The organism is uncultured Gulosibacter sp. (assembly GCF_963509965.1).
In the GTDB taxonomy this organism is placed as follows: domain Bacteria; phylum Actinomycetota; class Actinomycetes; order Actinomycetales; family Microbacteriaceae; genus Gulosibacter.
Window position 1 is genome coordinate 31,627 of sequence record NZ_CAUPDE010000002.1, and the last position, 22,128, is coordinate 53,754.

Annotated in this window: 20 protein-coding genes; 13 read left to right on the top strand and 7 right to left on the bottom strand. The window is 63.3% G+C overall.

Annotation, left to right across the window (positions count from 1 at the left end; all coding sequences use genetic code 11):
• Positions 1–24 precede the first annotated feature (24 nt).
• The gene (locus RQ865_RS02135; protein WP_311477106.1) at positions 25–1,179 is read left to right on the top strand and encodes a heparan-alpha-glucosaminide N-acetyltransferase domain-containing protein; all 1,155 of its coding nucleotides are present in this window, start codon (positions 25–27) and stop codon (positions 1,177–1,179) included.
• Between the two features lie 516 nt (positions 1,180–1,695).
• Here RQ865_RS02135 and purL read toward each other — a convergent pair.
• On the bottom strand, positions 1,696–3,993 hold the full coding sequence (gene purL / locus RQ865_RS02140; protein WP_311477108.1) for a phosphoribosylformylglycinamidine synthase subunit PurL: 2,298 nt from the start codon (positions 3,991–3,993) through the stop codon (positions 1,696–1,698).
• A 127-nt stretch (positions 3,994–4,120) separates the two neighbouring features.
• On the bottom strand, positions 4,121–4,615 hold the full coding sequence (locus RQ865_RS02145; protein ID WP_311477110.1) for a DUF3817 domain-containing protein: 495 nt from the start codon (positions 4,613–4,615) through the stop codon (positions 4,121–4,123).
• 228 nt (positions 4,616–4,843) lie between these two features.
• Between RQ865_RS02145 and RQ865_RS02150 the strand changes: the two genes are divergently transcribed.
• Complete coding sequence (locus RQ865_RS02150; RefSeq protein WP_311477112.1) at positions 4,844–5,548, top strand: peroxiredoxin; 705 nt, start codon at positions 4,844–4,846, stop codon at positions 5,546–5,548.
• 172 nt (positions 5,549–5,720) lie between these two features.
• Here RQ865_RS02150 and RQ865_RS02155 read toward each other — a convergent pair whose 3' ends face one another.
• Positions 5,721–6,155, bottom strand: a complete 435-nt coding sequence (locus RQ865_RS02155; protein WP_311477113.1) for an OsmC family protein — start codon at positions 6,153–6,155, stop codon at positions 5,721–5,723.
• Between the two features lie 294 nt (positions 6,156–6,449).
• Between RQ865_RS02155 and RQ865_RS02160 the strand changes: the two genes are divergently transcribed.
• Both RQ865_RS02160 and RQ865_RS02165 read left to right on the top strand, forming a co-directional pair.
• The gene (locus tag RQ865_RS02160) at positions 6,450–6,779 is read left to right on the top strand and encodes a hypothetical protein (RefSeq protein WP_311477114.1); all 330 of its coding nucleotides are present in this window, start codon (positions 6,450–6,452) and stop codon (positions 6,777–6,779) included.
• 53 nt (positions 6,780–6,832) lie between these two features.
• Positions 6,833–7,804: a helix-turn-helix transcriptional regulator gene (locus tag RQ865_RS02165; RefSeq protein WP_311477115.1), complete on the top strand. Its 972-nt coding sequence runs from the start codon at positions 6,833–6,835 to the stop codon at positions 7,802–7,804.
• A gap of 49 nt (positions 7,805–7,853) precedes the next feature.
• Here RQ865_RS02165 and purQ read toward each other — a convergent pair whose 3' ends face one another.
• Together purQ and purS are read right to left on the bottom strand one after the other, a co-directional pair.
• Positions 7,854–8,549, bottom strand: a complete 696-nt coding sequence (gene purQ, locus RQ865_RS02170; protein WP_311477117.1) for a phosphoribosylformylglycinamidine synthase subunit PurQ — start codon at positions 8,547–8,549, stop codon at positions 7,854–7,856.
• Positions 8,549–8,905 carry a phosphoribosylformylglycinamidine synthase subunit PurS gene (gene purS, locus RQ865_RS02175; protein WP_311477118.1) on the bottom strand — a complete coding sequence of 119 codons (357 nt, stop codon included), beginning with the start codon at positions 8,903–8,905 and terminating at the stop codon, positions 8,549–8,551. Before purS ends, purQ begins: the two co-directional genes overlap by 1 nt.
• Before the next feature lie 146 nt (positions 8,906–9,051).
• On the opposite strand from purS, the gene RQ865_RS02180 reads away from it, so the two are divergent.
• Positions 9,052–10,233, top strand: a complete 1,182-nt coding sequence (locus tag RQ865_RS02180) for an AI-2E family transporter (RefSeq protein WP_311477119.1) — start codon at positions 9,052–9,054, stop codon at positions 10,231–10,233.
• Positions 10,234–10,472: 239 nt separating this feature from the next.
• On the opposite strand, the gene purD is transcribed toward RQ865_RS02180, so the two are convergent.
• Positions 10,473–12,731 (bottom strand): phosphoribosylamine--glycine ligase, encoded by a 2,259-nt coding sequence (gene purD / locus RQ865_RS02185; protein WP_311477121.1) that lies wholly within the window; start codon positions 12,729–12,731, stop codon positions 10,473–10,475.
• 108 nt (positions 12,732–12,839) lie between these two features.
• Between purD and RQ865_RS02190 the strand changes: the two genes are divergently transcribed.
• The 6 genes from RQ865_RS02190 (at position 12,840) to RQ865_RS02215 (ending at position 18,572) form a co-directional block, all read left to right on the top strand.
• Entirely contained in the window at positions 12,840–13,202 is a 363-nt protein-coding gene (locus tag RQ865_RS02190) for a sterol carrier family protein (protein ID WP_311477123.1), read from the top strand.
• A gap of 28 nt (positions 13,203–13,230) precedes the next feature.
• Positions 13,231–13,695 (top strand): hypothetical protein, encoded by a 465-nt coding sequence (locus tag RQ865_RS02195; protein ID WP_311477125.1) that lies wholly within the window; start codon positions 13,231–13,233, stop codon positions 13,693–13,695.
• A 546-nt stretch (positions 13,696–14,241) separates the two neighbouring features.
• Positions 14,242–15,834 carry an amidohydrolase gene (locus RQ865_RS02200; protein WP_311477127.1) on the top strand — a complete coding sequence of 531 codons (1,593 nt, stop codon included), beginning with the start codon at positions 14,242–14,244 and terminating at the stop codon, positions 15,832–15,834.
• 2 nt (positions 15,835–15,836) lie between these two features.
• Positions 15,837–16,808 carry an ABC transporter substrate-binding protein gene (locus tag RQ865_RS02205; RefSeq protein WP_311477129.1) on the top strand — a complete coding sequence of 324 codons (972 nt, stop codon included), beginning with the start codon at positions 15,837–15,839 and terminating at the stop codon, positions 16,806–16,808.
• Positions 16,809–16,834: 26 nt separating this feature from the next.
• Positions 16,835–17,782: an amino acid ABC transporter permease gene (locus RQ865_RS02210; protein WP_311477130.1), complete on the top strand. Its 948-nt coding sequence runs from the start codon at positions 16,835–16,837 to the stop codon at positions 17,780–17,782.
• 19 nt (positions 17,783–17,801) lie between these two features.
• Entirely contained in the window at positions 17,802–18,572 is a 771-nt protein-coding gene (locus RQ865_RS02215) for an amino acid ABC transporter ATP-binding protein (RefSeq protein WP_311477132.1), read from the top strand.
• A gap of 304 nt (positions 18,573–18,876) precedes the next feature.
• On the opposite strand, the gene purF is transcribed toward RQ865_RS02215, so the two are convergent.
• Complete coding sequence (gene purF / locus RQ865_RS02220) at positions 18,877–20,340, bottom strand: amidophosphoribosyltransferase (RefSeq protein WP_311477134.1); 1,464 nt, start codon at positions 20,338–20,340, stop codon at positions 18,877–18,879.
• A 145-nt stretch (positions 20,341–20,485) separates the two neighbouring features.
• On the opposite strand from purF, the gene RQ865_RS02225 reads away from it, so the two are divergent.
• Positions 20,486–21,283: a tyrosine-protein phosphatase gene (locus tag RQ865_RS02225; RefSeq protein ID WP_311477136.1), complete on the top strand. Its 798-nt coding sequence runs from the start codon at positions 20,486–20,488 to the stop codon at positions 21,281–21,283.
• Between the two features lie 4 nt (positions 21,284–21,287).
• Positions 21,288–22,115 carry a hypothetical protein gene (locus RQ865_RS02230; protein WP_311477138.1) on the top strand — a complete coding sequence of 276 codons (828 nt, stop codon included), beginning with the start codon at positions 21,288–21,290 and terminating at the stop codon, positions 22,113–22,115.
• Positions 22,116–22,128: the final 13 nt, after the last annotated feature.

Genomic DNA, 22,128 nt, shown 5'->3' on the forward strand with positions numbered 1-22,128 from the left:
CCACATTCAGGCAAGATAAACGCCATGCAAAAAATTCGTTCGCTGATCGACCCACCCCGCATCACCGGGCTCGATCTCGCTCGCGCGCTCGCCATCATCGGCATGATCTTCGCCCACATGGCCTTGGTGCCACCGCTCGAGCTCGCGAAACCCGAAACCTGGCCCGGCATCATCCACGGGTTCACCTCGTTGCTTTTCGCATTCCTCGCTGGCGTGTCTGTCGCGCTCATGACCGGCGGCACTGCACGCCCCGCCGCCGAGAAGCTCCCCACAATTCGGTTGCGTTTCGTTGGCCGAGGCGCAGTAATCTTCGCGATCGGCCTCATCCTCGAATCGCTCGGCACCCCGATCGCGATCATCCTGCCAATCTTCGGCCTGCTCTACATCGCCATGCTGCCGTTCATTTCGATGCGACCCCGCTACCTCATCATCTGGGGTGCGGCAATCATGGTGTTCGCGCCGATGCTCGTGCAGTTGCTGCAATTGAGCGCCCCCTACGCCTCAGCGCTCGCGTTCGTCTTCTACGGCAACTATCCGCTGCACGCATGGCTGGCGATGGCGCTGTTTGGGATGGCGCTCGGACGCTTCGACCTGCGCAGCCGCAAACTGGCAAGCATCGCGGTGCTCGTAGGCATCGCCATCACCACCATCGGATTCGCACTCGCCTCACTTATTCCGGGCGGTGCCGGACAGCCGGCGGATGAAGTCATCTACTCGGTCAGCAGCAGCTCGTGGTCGGTGGACGGTGACTATCTTCCCGACGACGACTTCGAATTCACGCCGCTTGCCGACATGCTTACGGGCCTCACCAACAGTCAGCCGCACACCGGCGGCGGCCTCGAAATATTCCTCGGGGTGGGGGTGAGTCTGGCCGTGGCCGGTTTGTGCCTGCTCATCGGCAGCACTCGGATGCGTTGGGTCACCCTGCCGCTGGCGGCGCTCGGATCAATGCCGCTGACGGTGTACTCGCTGCACGTCGCCATCTACGTCGCGGTGTACGGCAACACCAACCTCAGCGACTGGGTCGGCCCGGTTGAGGGCGACCCGACCGCGCTGATTGTCACGCTCGCGTTCCTGGTGGGATGCACGGCGTGGGCGCTCACGGTTGGTCGCGGCCCGCTCGAGTCGCTGATGCGCACCGCCGGGCTCGCCGCCTCGGGAGAGCTGCGCGCAAGGTAGTGGGTGGAGGCTGAGGCCCTTACTTTCCGCAAATGGCACCGCCACTGACAAGTGGCACTGGTGTCGTGGCATGCATCCCGCGCTCACGCGAAGTGGCACCGGTGTCGAGATATGCATCCCGCGCTCACACGAAGTGGCACCGCCACCGACTAGTGGCACCGGTATAAGAGGGTCATTTGTCGGTGGCGGTGCCAGAAGCGCCCTAGTCTGCGGCAAATGGCACCTCTGGCGTCATGTGGCGTCGGGGGCGGGTAGCCACTTTCTCTCTGGCGAACGGCACCTATCGCGACAAACTGGCTCTCACCTTTCGCGCGGTGGGGGGTGCCAGAACTGTCCTATTCTTCGGGAAGTGGCACCTTGAGTGACAAGTGGCACCGGTATGAGGGTGCCATTTGTCGGTGGCGGTGCCATTTCAGGGAGATGGCGCGCAGTGGGGGTGCCATCTCCGGGAAAAGGCGCGCAGTGGCGGTGCCATGTCCGAGGAAGAGCGCGCGGGATGCTCGGCACCCCGCGCAGCTACTCGGTCACGCGGTCACCGAAACGCGACGGCAGTGTCGCGGCACGCAGCTGCTGCAGCTCAGCAACCGGCACTGTGAACTGTCCCTGCACCTCGAGCGCATCACCGTCGGTCACGCCGATACGCAGAATCGGCAGTTTGCGGGCCTCGCACATGAGCGTGAACCGCACATCGTCCTCGCGCGGCACCGACACGATCACGCGCGCCTGCGACTCTGAGAACAGCGCCGTGGTCACATCCACGCCATCGCGCTGCAACAGTTCATCAAGCACGATGCGCGCACCGATGCCGAAGCGGGCACACGACTCCACGAGTGCCAGCGCCAACCCGCCCTCAGAAAGGTCGTGTGCCGACGACAGCAGCCCCTCCTTCGATGCCGCTTGCAGCACCGAAGCGAGCGCCATCTCGGCCTCGAAATCAACTGCCGGGGGCATCCCGCCCAGGTGGTCGTGCACTACATCGGCCCACAGCGAACCCGAAAGCTCTTCGCGCGTCACACCCAGCAGGTAGATGTTGTTGCCCTCATCCTGCCAGCCACCAGCAACCCGCAGGTCGACATCCTCGAAGCGGCCGAGCACCGCAACAGTGGGGGTGGGGTGGATGGGCGTATCACCGGTCTGGTTGTAAAACGAGACGTTGCCGCCGGTCACCGGGATCGACAGTTCGAGGCAACCATCGGCGAGCCCCTCAACCGCCTGCGAGAACTGCCACATCACCTCGGGGTTTTCGGGCGAACCAAAGTTCAGGCAGTCGCTCACCGCCATCGGCTCGGCGCCGGTGGTTGCAACGTTGCGGTAGGCCTCGGCGAGCGCCAGCCGCGCGCCGGTGCGCGGGTCGAGCTGCGCGTAGCGGCCGTTCGCATCCATCGACAGCGCCACACCCAGGCGGGTGGTTTCGTCGATCCGCAACACACCCGCATCCTCGGGATAGGCGAACGCCGTGTTGCCGCCAACGTAACGGTCAAACTGGTCGGTGATCCATGCCGGATCGGCCGCATTCGGGTGGCCGAGCACCGCGAACAGCTGCGCCCGCAGCTCGTCGCCGCTGGCCGCGCGGGGAAGGGCCTCAGCGCGATCGGCCTGCAGCGCGGCAATCCACTCGGGATAGGCCACCGGGCGGTCATAAACCGGGCCATCGATCGCGACAGTGGTGGGGTCAACATCCACGATGCGTTCACCCTGCCAGTCGATGATCAGGCGACCGGTGTCGGTCACCTCGCCGAGCACACTCGCCTCGACCTCCCATTTCTCGGTGATCGCGAGAAACTCGTCGAGCTTTTCGGGGCTGACGATCGCCATCATCCGCTCCTGTGACTCCGACATCAAAATCTCTTCGGCGGTGAGGGTGTCGTCACGCAACAGTACATTGTCGAGCGAGATGTGCATCCCGCCATCGCCCGCCGCAGCCAACTCGCTGGTGGCGCACGAAATACCGGCCGCGCCGAGGTCTTGAATCCCCTCAACGGCACCGGCAGCAAACAGTTCAAGACAGCACTCGATCAGCACCTTCTCGGCAAACGGGTCGCCAACCTGCACCGCGGGACGCTTGGTGGGGCCGCCCTCGTCAAACGAATCGGAAGCGAGAATGGATGCGCCACCAATTCCATCGCCGCCGGTGCGGGCGCCGAACAGCACCACCTTGTTACCGGCACCGCGAGCGTTCGCCAGGTGCAGATCCTCGTGCTTGAGGGCGCCCACGGCGAGCGCGTTCACGAGCGGGTTCACCTGGTAGGTCTTGTCGAACCAGGTCTCACCACCGATGTTTGGCAGGCCCAAGCAGTTGCCGTAGAACGAGATGCCGCCCACAACGCCGTGCACCACGCGCGCGGTGTCGGGGTCGTCGATGTCACCGAAACGCAGCCCGTCCATCACCGCAACCGGGCGAGCACCCATCGAAATGATGTCGCGAACAATGCCGCCAACACCGGTGGCAGCGCCCTGGAACGGCTCGATGTAGCTGGGGTGGTTGTGCGACTCGACCTTGAAGGTAACGGCCCAGTTGTCGCCAATATCGAGCACGCCGGCGTTTTCACCCATGCCCACCATGAGGTGCTCGCGCATCTTGTCGTTTTGTTTCTGACCGAACTGGCGCAGGTACTTCTTCGACGACTTATACGAGCAGTGTTCCGACCACATCACCGAATACATGGCCAGCTCACCCGAAGTGGGACGACGGCCGAGAATCTCGCGGATGAGCGCGTACTCGTCTGCCTTCAGGCCGAGCGACTCGTATGGCTGCTCTTTTTCGGGAGTGGCTTTGGCGTTTTCGACGGTGTCGGGAACGTGACGGATGCTCAAATTCGCTCCTAGAGACGGGGTGAGGATGCCCGACACGGCCGGTCGAGCAAAGTCTGCTTCCGAGTCTAGTCGGCGGTGCTCGTTCACGGTGGGACAGCGCATCCGTTGGGATTCGCTGCGGCGCGAGCTACCCCCGCAAAGCTGCACCAAGCGATGGGGCGAGGATGAACACGAATGCGGCGACCGCGATGAGCGCCAGGGTCACCGGATGTGAGCGGGTCCACGCCACCAGGCCGTCAAGTCGCGCCGCGAACATCCCCGCACCCCGGTAGTCGGCACGTAACCCGCGGCCCCGTGCATCCGCATCCTCGCTGACCCAATCGGCTGGCAGCCGACCCGAACGCTCAACCCACCAGTCGAAAAGCAGCGTCGCGAACGGCGGCACCGACGCCAGCCCGCCCACCAGCATCAGCCCGAACGACCAGCGCGCGTTCGCACCCACCACGAGGCCAAAAAACAGGTACGCCAAAAACGCGGTGCCGTGTGCCGCGCCCGCGAACGGCACGAGTAAGCCGCCCACGTCGGGGTTGATGACGTACTTGAACAGCATCGCTACCAGCAAGAACGCCCAGGTGCAGGCTTCGATGATGGAGGTGGTGCGAAGAACGCGGCGAGGGATCACCCAGCCAGCCTACTTGCGCGGGGGTGGTTGCTGGTCGAACAGCCGCGCAGAGAGTGTGCGGCGGTGGTGATTGGATGCACACAATCGCCGGTCAAGGGCATATTTTGAGTGTTGTGAAGGGCGAAAAGCTCACATCAATCTGTACGCCTCGCGCTCGTAAAATGGAGGCACATACAGCCGTAGTGCGGCAACGGATTCAGATGCCGCTGAGCTCTTCCGGAGGTTCAGATGACCGAGCAGATCGTAACTACTGAAACTCGTACCCCGATGCCGATGCTGGGTGAGCCCGCACCGGCGTTCGAGGCCGTAACCACGCAGGGCAACATCAACTTTCCCGCCGACTATGCGGGTAAGTGGGTGGTGTTTTTCTCGCACCCGGCCGACTTCACGCCGGTGTGCACCACCGAGTTCATGACCTTCGCCAAGATGATGGGCGAGTTCAAGGCGCTCAACACCGAACTCGTTGGCCTGTCGGTCGACTCGCTGTACGGACACATCGCCTGGCTGCGTAAGATTCAAGAACTCGAGTGGAAAGACATGAAGAACATCGACGTGACCTTCCCGCTCATCGAAGACATCCGCATGGATATTTCGAAGAAATACGGGATGATCCAGCCCGGTCAGTCGAACACGCAGGCGGTGCGCGCGGTGTTCATCATCGACCCCGAGGGCATCATCCGCACCATCCTCTACTACCCGCTGTCGACCGGTCGTAACTTCGACGAGATTAAGCGCATCATCATCGCGCTGCAGACCGCCGACCGCGACGATGTGGCAACCCCCGCCGATTGGCGCCCCGGCGACGACGTGATCGTGCCCACCGCCGGTTCATGCGGTGTGGCTGCTGAGCGCATGCTGAACCAGAGCGAAGACGAGTACTGCCTCGACTGGTTCCTTTGCTTCCGCAAAGACAAGAACGAGGTTGCGAAGTAGCTGACTTCGCGACGCGAGCGTGGCCCAGCGCCGCAGGCACCGCTCGGGTACACCGAAAACCCACAGGGATACCGCCATAGCGGTGTCCCTCAGTGGTTTCGGTGGCTTTGAAGCGCGACTGCCCCCGGCGAAACCGAGGGCAGTCAGCAAGCTACGGCTTTAAAGGGATGCACTAGGCGCGCTCGAACGCGAACGACACCGGGGTGGGGTTCGCGAGGTTGTCAGAGACGGGGCAGCGCGACTTCGCCTCATCGATGATCGACTGCACGGTGGCATCGTCGGCGTCGCTGTCGAGCCGCACGGTGACGCGGATGTCGCTGTATCCGGCGCGGTTCTCGGTGGGCTGGCCAACCACCTTCGACGGGTCGAGGTCGCCCTCGGCGTCGAGCGTGAGCGAATTGATGGTGATGCCGCGCTCTTTCGCGACGATGTGAATGACCACGTTGAAGCATCCCAGCAGCGCGCCGAGCACATACTCGACCGGGTTGGGGCCCTGGTCTTCGCCGCCGAGAGTAGGCGGTTCGTCGACAACAAACTTGAACTGGCGAGCCGTGACTTCGAGCTGAGTTTCGCCGGTTGCTTTCGAGGTGACATTGAACACTGCCATAGGTGGTTCCTTCCGACTGGTGGTTGCGGTGTCGCTCCGCACAGTAGCAAGCCGTGCCAAACCCGCCCGAACCTGCCGTCATCGGGGTTCATATCGGGCCGTCGCGGTTCGAGCTGGATGCTCTACATGGCAACTTCCTGCCGTCTCCACTAGTTGTCAACAGCCGGCTCAGGGCGTGGAATTACGCCACAGCTTGCCGGTATTGACAGCATCCTGCCTTGACGCGAAGTTCCACTTGTGACCGGCCATCAGCCGGGCGAGTCTGGCTGTGCATCCCAAGCGAAAGGACACAAAATGACTCGCATCACCGCCACAGTCGCAACCGCATCCTGGATCACTGCAATCACCATCGCGGTGCTGGCTCAACAGCTGACCGCGTGGCTCATGGTGCCGTTTGTAATCGGCATCATCGGTTTCTCACTCGTTGCCGCTCGCTTGTTGCGCCAAGCCGACAAGGCGCAGCGCAACAAACTCGTCGGGCTGCTCGTGGCCCCCGCCATCGTCGGCTCGGCCGCAGTGCCGCTGTATGCGAACCAGCCGGTGTTCGCACTCAGTGTGCTTGCCGGCACATTTGCGGTGGTCACCATAGCACTCGCGGCCGCCGACGCGCGACGCGCGGCGTAACACCGCATCCCATCGGCTGAAGATAGGCGATCTGGCCGCTACGCTCAGGGGGCATGAGATCGATGCTGACCGCGAACGCCCTGCACGTGTACGAGTTCATCAGTGCACTGCCGGAGGCGTCAGTCGATTCGGTCTCTGAAGGGCTGGCGCTGCGGATACGCGATGCGCAAGAAGCTCTCGACGAGCTCATTGCCCTACATCTCGTGCAAACCGTCGAGGGTGTCTATGTTGCCGTGCCGCCTGAGGTGGCGCTCGCCGGGCTCGTGGATGCGCAGGAACGTGAGATTCTCAACTTGCAGCGCGAGGTTGCCGAGCGGCGCGCCACCATGCTGCCACTCGTGCCGAAATATCTCGAAACACGTGCGCGCGTCAGCAGTGCGTCGCAGTTCGAGGTCATCGAGGATGCCACTACCGCCCAGCAGTTACTGCTTGACCTCGGGCGCAGAGTCAACAAAGAAGTGCTGATGGTAGTTCCCGGCCGTGGCTCCACCGTCGAAATGCATGAAGAAAGCGACGCGAAAGACCTCGAGTTGCTTGAGCGCGGGGTCATTCGCAAAAACCTCTACCACGAGCGTCGCCGCGACCACGTCGCAACCCGTAATTCGGTGGCCCGGCTCACGCCCGCCGGAGCCGAGTTTCGCACACTACCGGTAGTGCCGTGGCGCCTGTTCATGTTTGACCGGCACGCCGCCATCCTCTCGCGCGGGCGAGAAACCGACGACGGCGCTGCAATTGTTACCAGGGATGCAGACCTCGTGCGATTGCTCGGCGCACTTTTTGATGCGGTGTGGGAATTTGCGGACCCGTTCACCGTCGACGACGCGACAACCGAGCAGCAACTCAGCGCCACGCAGCGGACGATTCTGCGCGGCCTCGCATCCGGACTCACCGATGAAGCGCTGGCATCCAGGCTCGGGATGAGCGTGCGCACCTGTCGGCGACACATCGCGCAAATCTTCGAGCTGCTCGGTGCCGACAGCAGGTTTCAGGCTGGGGCGCTCGCGGCCGCGAAAGGGTTGCTGTAGCGGCACCGCTCAGCTATGCCCAAGCGCGCCGCAGTGATCAAACTGCGCGCTAAGCCTGCGCCATCGAGCGCAGCACGCTAGCGAACATCCCCAGACCATCGATACCCGACCGCATCCGCTCGGGAGTATCCGGGCCAAAACCGGGTTCAACCGCGTGCTCGGGGTGCGGCATCAACCCAACAACATTGCCGCGCTCATTGCGCAGCCCCGCAATATCGTTCAGTGAACCGTTCGGGTTGACCCCCACATAGCGGAAGGTCACTAGCCCCTCACCCTCAATGCGATTCAGCGTCTCATCGTCGGCAATATAGGCACCCTCGCCATTTTTAAGCGGGATGATGATCTCTTCATCCTGCTCATAGGCGTTAGTCCAGGGGGTGTCGATGTTCTCAACCCGCAGCCGCTGGTCACGGCACACGAACCGGCCGTGCGCGTTGCGAATCAAACCACCCGGCAGCAGATGCGACTCAACGAGCATCTGAAAACCATTGCAAATACCGAGCACCGGCATGCCTTTACTAGCGGCAGCAACGACTTCTTTCATGACCGGAGCCTGCGCGGCAATTGCCCCGCAGCGCAGATAGTCGCCGTAGCTGAAACCGCCCGGCAGCACCACCGCATCCACCTCACGCAGCGACTCGTCACGGTGCCAGAGTGCCACCGGCTCACCGCCCGCGATCTCGATGGCGCGCTGCGCATCCCGATCATCGAGCGTGCCGGGGAAGGTAACAACGCCAACCCGCATTAGTTGCCCGCCTCATTCGCGAGTGCCTGGCCGTCGCTCGCCGCGCCGGTGGGCAGAAAACCATCGTCGGTCACCGTTTCGGTGTCGGCAGGATCGACCTCGCCGGCATCCTCGACCACATCGATCGAAGTCACATCTTCAATCACACCGTTCGACAGCAAATTGTCGGCGAGCGCCGCCACCTCTTCCATGAGCTCAGCGGTGACCTCGCGGTCGGTGGTGATCTCAAAACGCTTACCAATGCGAACATCGGTGAAGTGACCCCGACCGCCCGCAGCCAGCGAACGCTGCACTGCCTTACCGGCCGGGTCAAGCAGCTCACGCTTGGGCATTACCTGCACGATGATCTTCGGCATCGAGGTTCCTCTCATCCCACTCAATCTGACGCCCATCCTATCCCGGCAGTGCGTTGATGACACGCGACCACAGTGCGGCTGTGTAAGTTCGAATACTGTACGCATACCCGAGTAGCGGGATGCGCGCCACGCAAGCAGGAGGACTCATGGCCGACCAAGGGCGACTCAGGCAGCCCGAGACCGTGCAGGCGCTGTGGAAAGACAGCATCGGCATCGTCGCCACCCGCGCCCTACAGGGGATGCTGATTCTCGCTGCGGCGACGGTGGTGATCTGGTCGCTGCTGCAGGTTTCGCTGGTGATGACGCCGCTGCTACTCGCACTGATCGTTTCGGCCGCACTCGGCCCCGTGGTGAGCTGGCTCGAGAACCGGGGCTGGCCGCGGGTGCTTGGCACCATCACAGTGCTGCTGGGCATCCTGCTGATTCTTGCTGGCGCCATGTGGCTGGTGGTGGCGCAGATCGCCGGCTCGTGGGAACTGCTCACTGAGCGGGCCGTCGAAGGCATAACCCACCTGGTGCAATGGTGGAACCAAACCTTCCCGCAGTTCGCGCTCAACGACGCCAACATTGAACAGGGATGGGCCGCTACGCGCGAGTGGCTGAGCAACCTCAACTACGGCGCCGTTGGCAGCGGAGTTGCCGCCAGCATCGGCACGGTGGGCCTGTTTGTCACCGGACTGGTGCTGTTCCTGGTGATCCTGTTCTTCTTCTTGAAAGACGGGCCGCAGATTTGGCGGTTCATAATTCACCCGCTGCAGGATGCGCAGCACCTGCGCGCCGAACTGATGGGGATGCGTGCCGTCGCCGTGCTCGGCGGCTATGTGCGCGGCACCGTCATCGTTGCGTTCGTGGATGCACTGCTGATCGGTGTTGGCTTGGCGGTGCTGCAGGTGCCGCTCGCGCTGCCGCTGGCCGTGGTGGTGTTTATTTGTGCGTTCATCCCAGTGGTTGGTGCCACACTCGCCGGTGTGGTGGCGTCGCTGGTGACGCTCGTAACTAACGGGTTCTGGCCCGCGGTGGTAGTGGTGATCATCGTGGTGATCGTGAACCAGGCCGAAGGCAACCTGCTCTCGCCGATCGTGCTGGGTAAACAGTTGGCGCTGCACGAACTGGTGGTGATGCTCGCCCTCACGGTGGGTACCGTGCTCGGAGGCATCATCGGCACACTGATTGCGGTGCCGTTGACGGCGGTGGCGTGGGCGCTCATCAAAGCGTGGAACGAGCCGCTGCCCGATCTGGAAGCCGACCCCGACGGATCAACGATGTCGGAGCGATTGCGCGAGCTGCGCGAAAAAGCCAAGAAGAAACCACGCCGCCGCACAGCCTAGGCTGAGCTGCCGTGTGGGTGCGGGCCGCTCCTTGGTTGCGCGCCGCTGCGCCCGTCCCGTCCGCGCATCCGCCCGTCCTGCCCGGCCGGCCGCCTGCCCCGCACATCCGGCCGCCCCTACCGGCAAGTGACCCTGTTGTCGGCAAGTGACCCTGTTGTAGGAGGGTCACTTGCGAGTTAGAGGGTCAGTTGTGGGTGGGGCGGGGTGGTGCTGTTGTGGCGCGTGACGCGCCGCCGCTCCTACTGCGCGGCGGCGGGCACTCCCAGGCGCTGCAGCAGCTCGGCGTAGCGCTCGCGGGTGCGCTCGACGATCTCGGCGGGCAGCACCGGCGGGGTGCCCTCCCCATCCCAGTTGTCACGCAACCAGTTGCGCACAATTTGCTTGTCGAACGACGCCAGCCGCGCATCCAGCCCGGCCGTTTCGTCGGCATAAGCATCCGCATCCCAATAGCGTGAAGAATCGCTGGTGAGCACCTCGTCGGCGAGGGTGATCGCACCGGTTTCTGGGTCGCGACCAAACTCAAACTTAGTGTCGGCAAGCACCAGCCCGTGCTCGAGCGCGATCTGGGCAGCAGTGCGATAAACCTGCAGTGACAGCTCACGCAGTGCGCGCGCATCATCCTCACCGATCAGCTCGACTACACGCTCGAAGTTGATGTTCTCATCGTGCTCACCCTGCGGTGCCTTGTAGGCCGGGGTGAAAATCGGTTCGGGCAGCCGGTCGCCGTCGCGCAATCCCTCGGATAGCGGCACCCCGCACACCGCGCCGGTGGCCTCATACTCTTTCAACCCCGAACCGGTGAGATAGCCGCGCACGACGCACTCGATTGGGAACATTTCGAGTTTGGCGACGCGCATCGTGCGGGCCGCATCCCAGGTGCTCAGCTGCGCATCCCAGCCCTCGGGCTCACGCAGATGATTGGGCACGTCGAGACGGTCGAACCACCATCGGCTCAGCTGCGTGAGCATCGCCCCCTTGCCGGGGATCTCGGGTTCGAGCAGGTGGTCGAATGCCGAGACACGATTGGATGCAACCAGCAGCAGCGCGTCGTCGCTCTCGTAAATCTCGCGCACCTTGCCGGAATACACGTGGCGGTAGTCGGCGAGCGGATCGGCGGCGGGTTCAAACCCGGTCGCGCGCGCGGTTGCCGCAGCGATCGGAGTGTCGCTGAACTGAGCGGTCTCGGCGGCCGGTTGCGTCATCTGAGTGAGGGCGCGCTGTGAGTCTTGTAGCGCGGCACCGAGCTGTGCGATATCGCTGCGGTATTGCGCGCCCTCGAGCTCAATGCGGCCGGCTGCCGTGTAGGCGACGCGGCGTGCATCCGCGATGGTGTCGCCGGTGGCAACCACACTCAACACGCGGCCGCCGCTGACTACCAGTTCGTCGTTGTCGTCGGTTGCGGTGCCGGCGTGCAGCACCAGAGCACCGGCAGCGGCAGCATCATCGAGCCCGCCGATGGGGAGTCCGGTGACGGGATGCTCGGGGTATCCCTCGGCCGCGATCACCACGGTGACGGCGGCATTGTCGCGCACCGCGAGCTGTTCGGGATGCTCGTGAAGCGTGCCGTTGGCGCATGCGAGCAGCAGCGCCGAAAGTGGTTCGCCCAGACGCTCGAGCACCACCTGGGTTTCGGGGTCGCCGAAGCGCGCGTTGAACTCAATCACGCGAATACCCGCGGCTGTGACGATCAGGCCGCAGTAAAGCAGCCCCTGGAACAGGTTGCCGTCGGCGCGCAGCGTGTCGATTACCGGCTGCGCCACAGTGCGCACGGCCTCGGCGACAAACTCCTGCTCGCTTCCGAAGCGGTCGCTGAGGAACGGCACCGGAGTGTAGGCACCCATGCCTCCGGTGTTGGGTCCGTGGTCGCCATCGTGCAGCCGCTTGAAGTCTTGAGCCGGGGGCAGGGCACGCACGGCCTCGCCATCACTGAAACAAAACAGCGACACTTCATGGCCATCGAGAAACTCTTCTACCAGCAGCGGCCCCGAAACGATCCACTGTTCGGCATGACGGATTGCCTGACCGCGATCTTCGGTGACAATCACACCCTTACCCGAAGCGAGCCCGTCGGCTTTCACCACGTAGGGCGCACCGAACTCGTCGATGGCGCTGATGAGTTCGTCAATGTCTTGGCACTGTTTGCCGCGGCCGGTGGGCACATTCGCCCGCTGCATGATGTCTTTGGCGAACGCTTTTGATCCTTCGATCGCGGCGGCCGACTGCGACGGGCCGAACACGGGCACACCCAGGGCGCGTACCGCATCGCTGACACCGGCAACCAGCGGTGCTTCGGGCCCGATGACCACGAGATCGAACTGCTCTTCTTTGACGAAGTCAGCCACCAGTTCGGGGTCGGTGATGCTCATTCGGATGCGTTGTGCGACGTCGGTCATTCCGGCATTGCCCGGGCTGACAACAATTTCGTGACCGCCCTCACGGTGGAGCGCGGTGATGATGGCGTGCTCACGGGCGCCTGACCCCAAAACCAGAATCTTCACGTCAGTCAGGTTACCGGCACTTGGCCATTCTGCGGCCAGTGAGCGGGCACTTCGACAGAAACGGCCGTGTGGATGCAAGGCGGCCCGGTGTTGCGAGACACTGGAAATATGGCGCGGAAACGAATTGATGAGGCGGCTGGTATGGCTGCAGTGCAGCGGTGGCAGGTGGGCGAAACCGATCGCAATACGGTGGCGACAGCGGTGCGCTACTCACTGCAGGCGCTTGCCGAGCGGGTGCCCGGAAAATCGGTTGAGGTGCGGGTGCCTCCCTACGGCGCCGTGCAGTGCATCGAGGGCCCGGGGCACACACGCGGCACCCCGCCGAACGTGATCGAAACCGATGCCGAAACTTGGCTGCGGTTGGCTACCGGCGCACTGGGCTGGGAGGCGGCGCACGCATCCGGTGCCGTTCTCGCATCCGGTAGTCGAGCGAATCTGGATGCGCTGCTGCCGGTTCTGCGGCTGCAGTAACGGTGGCCGATGGGAGACAATGGTTCGCATGTCTGTCGCGAATAATGACCGCTCGCCCGAGCAAGCCGCTGCATCCGATGCCGGCGAATCAGCTCAGCCAGAGCCCGCCGCTGCTGAGCAACCAACTGAACGACAGCTGCCGGATGAGTTGCAGCTCACGGTGCGGCGGCAGGTGAACCTGCCGCTGTTCATCGCGATTGGTGTCGTGGTGGGTGTGATCGCGTCGATCATTTGCGCGTATAGTTTTCCGCCGCCAGAGTCGCTGTACGCGGGGTATCAGGTGCACACGCCCGAGCAGGCGCTGGGGTTCTTCCTGGTGTTTATCACCGCGCTGAGCGTGATTTTGTTTGCAGCGATTGGGCTGATTATCAACGCCATTGTGTCGCGTAAGCGCGGCAAAGTGACGGTGCGTCGCGTGCCTGGCGCGGGGGCTGCTGAGGATGCGGATGGTGCCGATGGTGCGGACGCGGCCGGCGGCCGCTCGGAGCAGTAGCCGCGCCGCACCCTCATCCGCGGTTCTGGCACCGGCGCCGACAAGTGGCACCGGTATGCGGGTGCCAGAAGTGTGTGGCGGTGCCAGTTGTTCGCGATGTTGCCGGTTCTGGCACCGCTGCCGTGCGCTGCGCGTTCTCGCTCGCGCGCCACGCCGCTCACGCACCGCTCTCGCCGCACGCACGGCTCCCCTCTACCGGATTTGTGTGCCTTAGCGTCAATTGTGCGTGGCAGAACACATACAAATGACGCTAAGGCACACAAATCCCGAGGTGCGCATGTGTGAATGCAGCGTCGCGGGAGCTGCGGCGTGCAGCCGCTTGGGCGCAGGGCGGATGCACCGTGCAGCGCGCGAACGAGGCGGCACGGAGCAGTCAGCGAACGAGTTCTTGTAACTGACACTGTTAATCCACCAGAACACAGCTCTAGAGTCGTAATCACCGAGAGTTCTGCGACCTGAAGTTTGGGCGAGTCAATGAAGACTCTCCTCAGCGTCGATAGCGAGAGGTTCGCCGCAGCGCTACGTGCCAATTCAAGGAGGAATTAGGTGACCGCCAAAGTATTTGTTCATCCGCGCATCCTGACCAGTGCCCATGCCACGCCATTCAGCGGCGCAATCGCGGTGGTTGACGGCGATATCGCCGCGATCGGCAGCCTTGAAGAGTGCCGCGAAATCGCCGGTATGGATGCACCGGTCACCGAACTCGGCGGCGCCGTGCTGCTTCCGGGCTTTTTTGACACCCACCTGCACTCCGGTGCCATGGCGCTGCAGTTCCAGTCGCCCGATGCCAGCGAAGCCAACTCGCTGGCGGAGGCTCTGGCCCAGCTGCGGGCATGGAACGCCGAAAACCCCGGCACCGGCTGGGTGGTTGGTGGGCGCTGGAACGCGAACCGCTGGCTTGCCGGCGAATCACTGCACCGCCGCGACCTCGACGAAGTGTTCGGTGATCGCCCCGTGGCGCTCAACACCGTTGACGGCCACTCGGTGTGCCTGAATAGTAGCGCCCTCGCACAGCTCGGCATCGACGACAGCACCGAGCAGCTTCCCGGCGGTGTGATCGAGCGCGACGAAAACGGCCAGCTCACCGGCGTGCTGCGCGAAAACAACAGCGATGTGGCGCGCAGCCGCGTCACTGAACTGCTGCTCAACGACTGTGCCGAACTGCTTGACCAGGTGCAGCAGCATCTGCACCGCTATGGCGTGACCGCGATCACCGACCTCGATGGCGAACAGGTGCGGGATGGATACCTGCAGTTGGCTGCCGCAGATCGCCTGCGCGTGCGGGTGCGTAAGGGCATCCCGGTAACCGCCCTCGACCGCGCCATCGCCGAGGGACGCCGCACTGGCGACGGCGACCGCTGGGTGGTGACCGGCTCGGTGAAGCTTTTCAGCGACGGCGCTCTCGGATCACACACCGCGCTCATGCACGCGCCCTATGAGGGCGATGAATGCAATTGCGGTGTCGAGGTGACCGGCTCGACCGATCTGGCAGTGGATGTGGCCCGCGCCAATAGCAACGGCATCGCGGTCAGCACCCACGCCATCGGAGACCGCGCCAACACCAATGTGCTCGACGCCTATGAAGCCACGGCCGAAATCACGCGGCAGCACGGATTGCGCAACAGCATCGAACACGCCCAGCACATCATCGATTCGGATATTGACCGCTTCAAGCAGCTGAATGTCATTGCATCCATGCAGCCGATTCACTGCACCGGCGACTACCCGCTCAGTGTCACCCTGCTAGGTGATCGGGCCACGCATCATTATCCCTGGCACACGCTCATGGAGCGCGGGGCGCTGGTGACATTCGGTTCGGATGCGCCCATCGAGCCGGTTGCGCCGCTGTACGGCATCCACGCGGCAGTTACTCGACAGCGCCGCGACGGCGAACCTCCCGAGGGTCGCGAACCGCAAGAGCGCGTCAGTGTTGCGGATGCGGTTGATAGCTACACCGGCCGCGCAGCCGACGCATTCGGCCTCGGCGACCGGCTCGGCACTCTCGAAGTGGGCAAATACGCCGACTTCGTCACGCTTGACGCTGACCCGTTCACCTGTTCACCCGGCGATTTGTGGCGCATCCGTGTGCAGCAGACCGTGGTGGATGGTGAGGTCGTTTACCAACTCAATGAGGAGTGAAAATGATGAATAGGATGCGTGCCCGCGCGCTCGTGGCGGCCGCCGGAATGCTCTCGGTCACCACTGCGCTCACCGGATGCGGTGGACAGTGGCTGTGGGAGGTGGAACAGGCCGCTTCGAGAGACCTCTCGCAGGTCAATTACCTACCGGTGCCCGACGACGAACGAGCCAAGTCGATCATTGAGGGTATTGAACCCAACGAAGAGCTGCGCGCCAAGGTGCCCGAGGAGTACCGCGCAAACGGCGTGAAGTGGACCACGTCGGTGGGCTACCCGCCAATGGAGCTATTTACCGACAATGGCAAAGACATCATCGGGGTCGACCCGGCGATCGCCCAGGCATTGATGCGCAAACTCGGCCTTGAAATGAGCATTGAAGACCAGGAGTTCAACGCGCAGATTCCGGGTATTCTCGCCGGCCGCTTCGACGCGGTGATCAGCTCGATGACCGACAACGAAGAACGCCGTCAGAGCATGACCTTCGTCGACTATGTGCAGTCGGGCAACGCCTTCCTCGTCGCTGAGGGTAATCCGCTGGGCGTGCAAAGCCCGATGGACCTGTGCGGCAAGACCCTCGCCGTGGTTGATGCAGGTTCGAGCGCCGCGCTCGTTGATGAAATGTCACAGGAATGCGTAGACGCTGGTAAACCCGCCTACGAGGTGCTGCGTTTCGACGGCGACCAGAGCGTCAACCTGGCGCTGAAGAGTGGCCGCGCTGACGCCACCGTGACCGACTACCCGGTGGCGCAGTGGCACGCATCCAACCCCGAGAACAAGCTCGACTCGGTTGCCATCGAGGGCGACGAGAGCATCTGGGGTATCGGTGTCGGTAATGATGACGAAGAGTTCGCAAAGGTTTTGCAGGAAGCGCTGCAGGAACTCATCGACGACGGCACCTACGCCAAAATTCTCGCCGCCTGGGAAGTCGACGAAATGGCGATCGAAACCGCAACCATCAACGGCGGCAATAACTAGCCGCATCCGTGGCAGAAAGGGCACTCATGCCGAATCGACGCACAGCGCCGTTCACTACTGATGACGGCTCCGAATTCGCGATCGAACGCCGCGCGCATCCTTGGCGCTGGGTAACCGCAATTGTTGCCATCCTGGTGGTGATTTGGGTTGCTTCGATCATTCTCTTTAACGAACGTATCCACTGGGATGCGGTGGGCCAGTACCTCTTCGACGGTCGCATCCTGCGCGGTATTGGCGTCACGATCTGGATCAGCATCACGGCTACCGCACTCGGCCTGGTGCTCGGCGTGGTCATTGCCGTGATGAAGCTCTCGCACAATCCGGTGCTGAAGTGGATCGCCGAGGCATACATCTGGTTTTTCCGCGGCACCCCGGTGCTGGTGCAGCTGATCTTCTGGTTCAACCTGGCGTTCCTGCTGCCGTATATCACCATCCAAATTCCGTGGACCCTGATCGGCTACCGCTGGGACACCAACGACGTCATCTCGGGAGCAACCGCAGCGGTGCTGGGCCTGGGGCTGAACCTGGCGGCCTACTTCGCCGAAACCGTGCGCGCCGGTATCCTCGCCGTCGACAAGGGGCAGACCGAAGCCGCACTCGTTGGCGGAATGACCCGTGGTCAAGCGATGCGCCTGGTCGTGTTGCCGCAAGCCCTGCGCATCGTGATCCCGCCGACGGCGAACGAGTTCATCTCGATGCTCAAGACCACCTCGCTCATCATCGTGGTGGCCGGCAACGACCTCATGTCGGAGGCAAGCAAGATCTACAAGCAGAACAACATGATTATTGAGCTGCTGATCGTGGCCAGCCTCTGGTACATGCTGATGACCGCCATCGCCACCTACCTGCAGTCGCGTCTCGAGCGGCGCTTCGGCAAGGATCGCGTGCGGATTGCGCGCGGCAACGGCACCCAGGGGCGCCTCATCGACCTGGTGACCGGCCCCATCAAGATGCCGGCTCGGAACGTGAAATAACCTCGAGAGGACAATAACCATGACTGCAAATGAGGTTCTGGTGCGCGCACGGGGTGTGCGCAAGAGCTTTGGCGAGGTGGAAGTGCTGCGCGGCATCGACTTTGATGTGCACCGCGGCGAGGTGAGCGTGATCATCGGCCCCTCGGGTTCGGGTAAATCAACCTTCCTGCGCGCCATCAATGGACTCGAATTCATTGATGAGGGCAGCATCACTGTCGATGGCCAAGAGGTGGGCTACACGCTCGAAAATGGGCGGGCCCGAGAGTGGAGCGACCGGGAATTTGCCGATTTCCGTTCACGGATCGGCATGGTTTTCCAGCGCTTCAACCTCTACAACCACGTGGATGCGTTGGAGAACGTGGCCATGAGCCTGATCCACGTGAAAAAGATGAGCAAGTCGGCGGCCCGTGAGCGGGCGATGCAGGAACTCGAGCGCGTTGGGCTTGGCTCGCACGCCGAGAAGATGCCGCATCAGCTTTCTGGTGGTCAGCAGCAGCGCGTGGCGATTGCCCGGGCGCTGGCGCTCGATCCTGAGTTGATGCTGTTTGACGAGCCCACGAGTGCCCTCGACCCCGAGCTGGTGGATGAGGTGCTCGGCACGATGAAGGAGCTCGCCGCTGCCGGGATGACGATGGTCGTGGTCACCCACGAAATCGGATTCGCGCGTGAGGTGGGAGACTCGCTCGCGTTCTTTGATGAGGGCACCGTGGTTGAAAAGCGCTCGCCGGAAGAGCTGCTGACACAAACGCAGTCGATTCGCATCCAAAACTTCATCGAAGCGGTGCGCTAACTCGCTGCCTCCGCGGTTCTGGCACCGTGGCTGACAAATGGCACCGGTATGCGGGTGCCAGAAGTGTGTGGCGGTGCCAGTTGTTCGCGGTGTTGCGGGTTCTGGCACCGCTGCCGTGTGCTGTGTGTCCGTGTCGTCGGGATGCAGGCCTCTGGGGCCGCGTATCAGCGGGATTTGTGTGGCTTAGCGTCATCTGTGTGTGTTCTGCCACATACAAATGACGCTAAGCCACACAGATGCCGGGGCGCCCGGAGTGCCGGGGCGCCCCGTGCCCAGCGCATCCAGCGCGCCGCGCGCGCCCGCGCTACGACTTGCGCGAGTTCTCGAGCCAGGCGAGATACTCCGGGGTCACCGTGCCGGTGACGTAGTCGCCGGTGAAGCACGACATATCGAGCTGCTGAATATCGGTGCCCTCGGTGATCGCCGCGAACAGATCGTCCACATCCTGGTAAACCAGCGCATCCGCCCCGATCACCGAACGCACCTCTTCAACCGTGCGGGCCGACGCCACCAGCTCACCGCGGGTGGGCATATTGATGCCGTACACGTGCGGGTAACGAACCGGCGGCGCAGCCGAAGCAAAATACACTTTTTTCGCGCCGGCAGCGCGCGCCATCTCAACAATCTCTTTCGATGTGGTGCCGCGCACGATCGAGTCGTCAACCAGCAGCACATTCTTGCCCTCGAACTCGACCGGCATCGCGTTCAGTTTTTGGCGCACCGACTTCTTGCGCACCTTCTGGCCGGGCATGATGAACGTGCGGCCGATATAGCGGTTCTTGTAGAAACCCTCGCGATAGTCGAGGCCGAGCACCCGCGCGAGCTCCATCGCCGAAGGGCGCGCCGAATCGGGAATCGGCATGACCACGTCGATATCGTCAAGCCGAATCTCGCGCTCTACCTTGCGGGCGAGCTTTTCACCCATCCGCAACCGCGAGTTGTACACCGAAATACCGTTCATCGTCGAGTCGGGGCGCGCCAAATACACATATTCAAACGAGCACGGCGCCAACTGGGTGGGGCCGTCATATTCGCGGCTGTAGAGCTTGCCGGCGGTGGTGATCCACACGGCCTCACCGGGCCGCACCTCGCGCACCAGCTCGTAGCCGCCGGCATCAATCACGAGCGACTCGGATGCAACCACCCACTCGTCGCGGCCGTTATCGTCGAGCCGGTGGCCTAGCACCAGTGGGCGGATGCCGAACGGGTCGCGGAAGGCGAGCATCCCGCGCCCGGCGATCAGCGAGATCACGGCATACGAACCTTCAACGCGGCGGTGCACCCCCGCGACCGCATCAAACACGTCGTCGGGGGTGAGGTCGGCGTGCACCGAGCTCATCGTGCGCTGCAGTTCATTGGCGAGCACATTCAGCAGCAGCTCGGTGTCGGAGTCGCTATTGAGGTGGCGGCGGTCGATGCGAAACAGTTCGTCGCTGAGCTCGCGAGTGTTCGTCAGATTGCCGTTGTGCACCAGCACCACACCGTAGGGGGCGTTCACGTAGAACGGTTGCACTTCATCCTCGCGCGAGGCCGAGCCGCTGGTGGCGTAGCGCACATGGCCCAGCCCCATGTCGCCCAGCAGCGAACGCATATCGCGGGTGCGGTATGCCTCACGCACCTGCCCCTTCGATTTCACACTGTGCAGGGTGTTGCCCTCGAGGGTGGTGATCCCGGTCGAGTCTTGCCCACGGTGCTGCAGCAGCAGTAGCGAGTCGTAGATTTGCTGGTTGACGGGGCTGGTCGAAACGTGACCGACGATGCCACACACGGTAGGGGGTGCTCCCTCGAAGTCAGAGATTCAGAGATTCAGCGAAACGCCGTTCACCATTCTGTCACCTTTGCCGCGCGCGGATGCACGCATCGCCGCGCCGCGCACCCAGGCCACGGCTAACTGCATCCCGGACAATGTCGGCATGGCGCACCAGCAACGCATCCGAAATTGGGAAGGTTTTTACAACGCACGCGACCTTGGCGGGCTGCCGCTGCGCGATGGTGGCACCACCCGGTTCGGCGCCTACGTGCGCTCAGCCGATCTGCGTTACGCCACCGAATCGGGCCTCGGCGCGGCCTACGACGAGGGATTTCGCACGGTGCTCGATCTGCGCAACGACTTCGAAACTCGCCTCGAGCCGCGATCCCCGGATGATGAGCGCGCTAACGCCGGTCGGGTGCCACCGAGCCCCGAAGCTGAGCTGCCCGAGGGGATGTTCGGGGTGCGGGTGCCGCTTGACGACATCCGGGCGAGCAAGTTCTGGCATCGGATGCGCGCCGAACACCGTGCCGGGACCCCGCGCTTTTTCCGCCCGGTGCTCGAAGAAACACCCGATCGGGTGGTTGCTGTGCTGCGCACAATGGCGACCGCGCCCGGCGGGGTCGTGTATCACTGCGCCATCGGCCGCGATCGCACCGGGCTCATCACCGCGGTGCTGCTGTCGCTCGCCGGTGTCGAACCCGAGGCGATCGCCGCAGATTACGCGCTCACCGCATCCGAACTGGCGCCGTTTTTCGCGCGCATGGGGTTTCCCGATCACGGCCCGCACATTGCCGAGCGGCTCGCCGAGCTCGGGTTCACGGTCGAATCGGCCGTGCTCGAACAGCTCGACGGGTTTGATGCCTGGGATGTCATGCGTCGCGCTGGCCTCACGGATGCTGAACTCGAGCGGCTGGCGGCGCCGCTAATTGGCGACTACCTGTCGCATCCGGCATCATGACATCATGAGCAATCTGCGCACTATCGACCGGGCCACCGGCGTGGTTCGTGCCGCGCTGCTGCTCGCTGGCGTGCTCAGTGCGGTGACGCTCACACTGCTCGCGACCACCGACCTCGGCCCGCGCGCGCTCATCGTAGAAGCCTTCGTCTTCGATGTGGCTTGGCTCACCGCCGCCGGTATCAGCATCTACTTTGTGCGCACCCGCGAGGGCGGACGCACCGTGCGACAGTCATGGCAGCTGGTGGTCAGGCGAGTCATCCCGGGCAGTGTGCGTCGCTTCTTTTTGCTCGAATTCACCGGCCTGCGCGCCCTCGCGGGCACAATATTGCGGCGACAACCGATCGTCCCCGCAGCCGCGACGCCCGTGCATCCTCGCCGCGGGGTGGATGTGTTTCTCGCCGCCATGATTGTGGTCGTCGCGATCGAAGCCGCCGTTATTGAACTGGTGGTGCCGTGGTTACAGCTGCGCCTGATCATCCACCTGTTTGAGGCGTACGCGATCATCTTCGTGCTCGGGCAAATGCTCGTACCGCGCCAATTTCCGCACTATGTCACGCGGGATGAACTCGTGTTGCGGTCGGGCACGCGCGAGATTGCGCGCATCCCGCTCAGGAATATCAGCGCCGTAGCAAAACAGCTCGACACGTCGGTTACCAGTAACGAGGTGCGCGGCGGTGTGCTTCGACTTCCGATGCGGGGCGAATGCACCCACGCGCTGCGGCTGCGCACACCCCACGAAGTCACGCTTCCCGGATGGACGCGCGACGTGCGGGCGCAGGTCACCGAAATCCGGCTCGCAACCGAAAGCGACCTCGCGGGTCTAACCAGCTAGCGGTAGCCCGGTC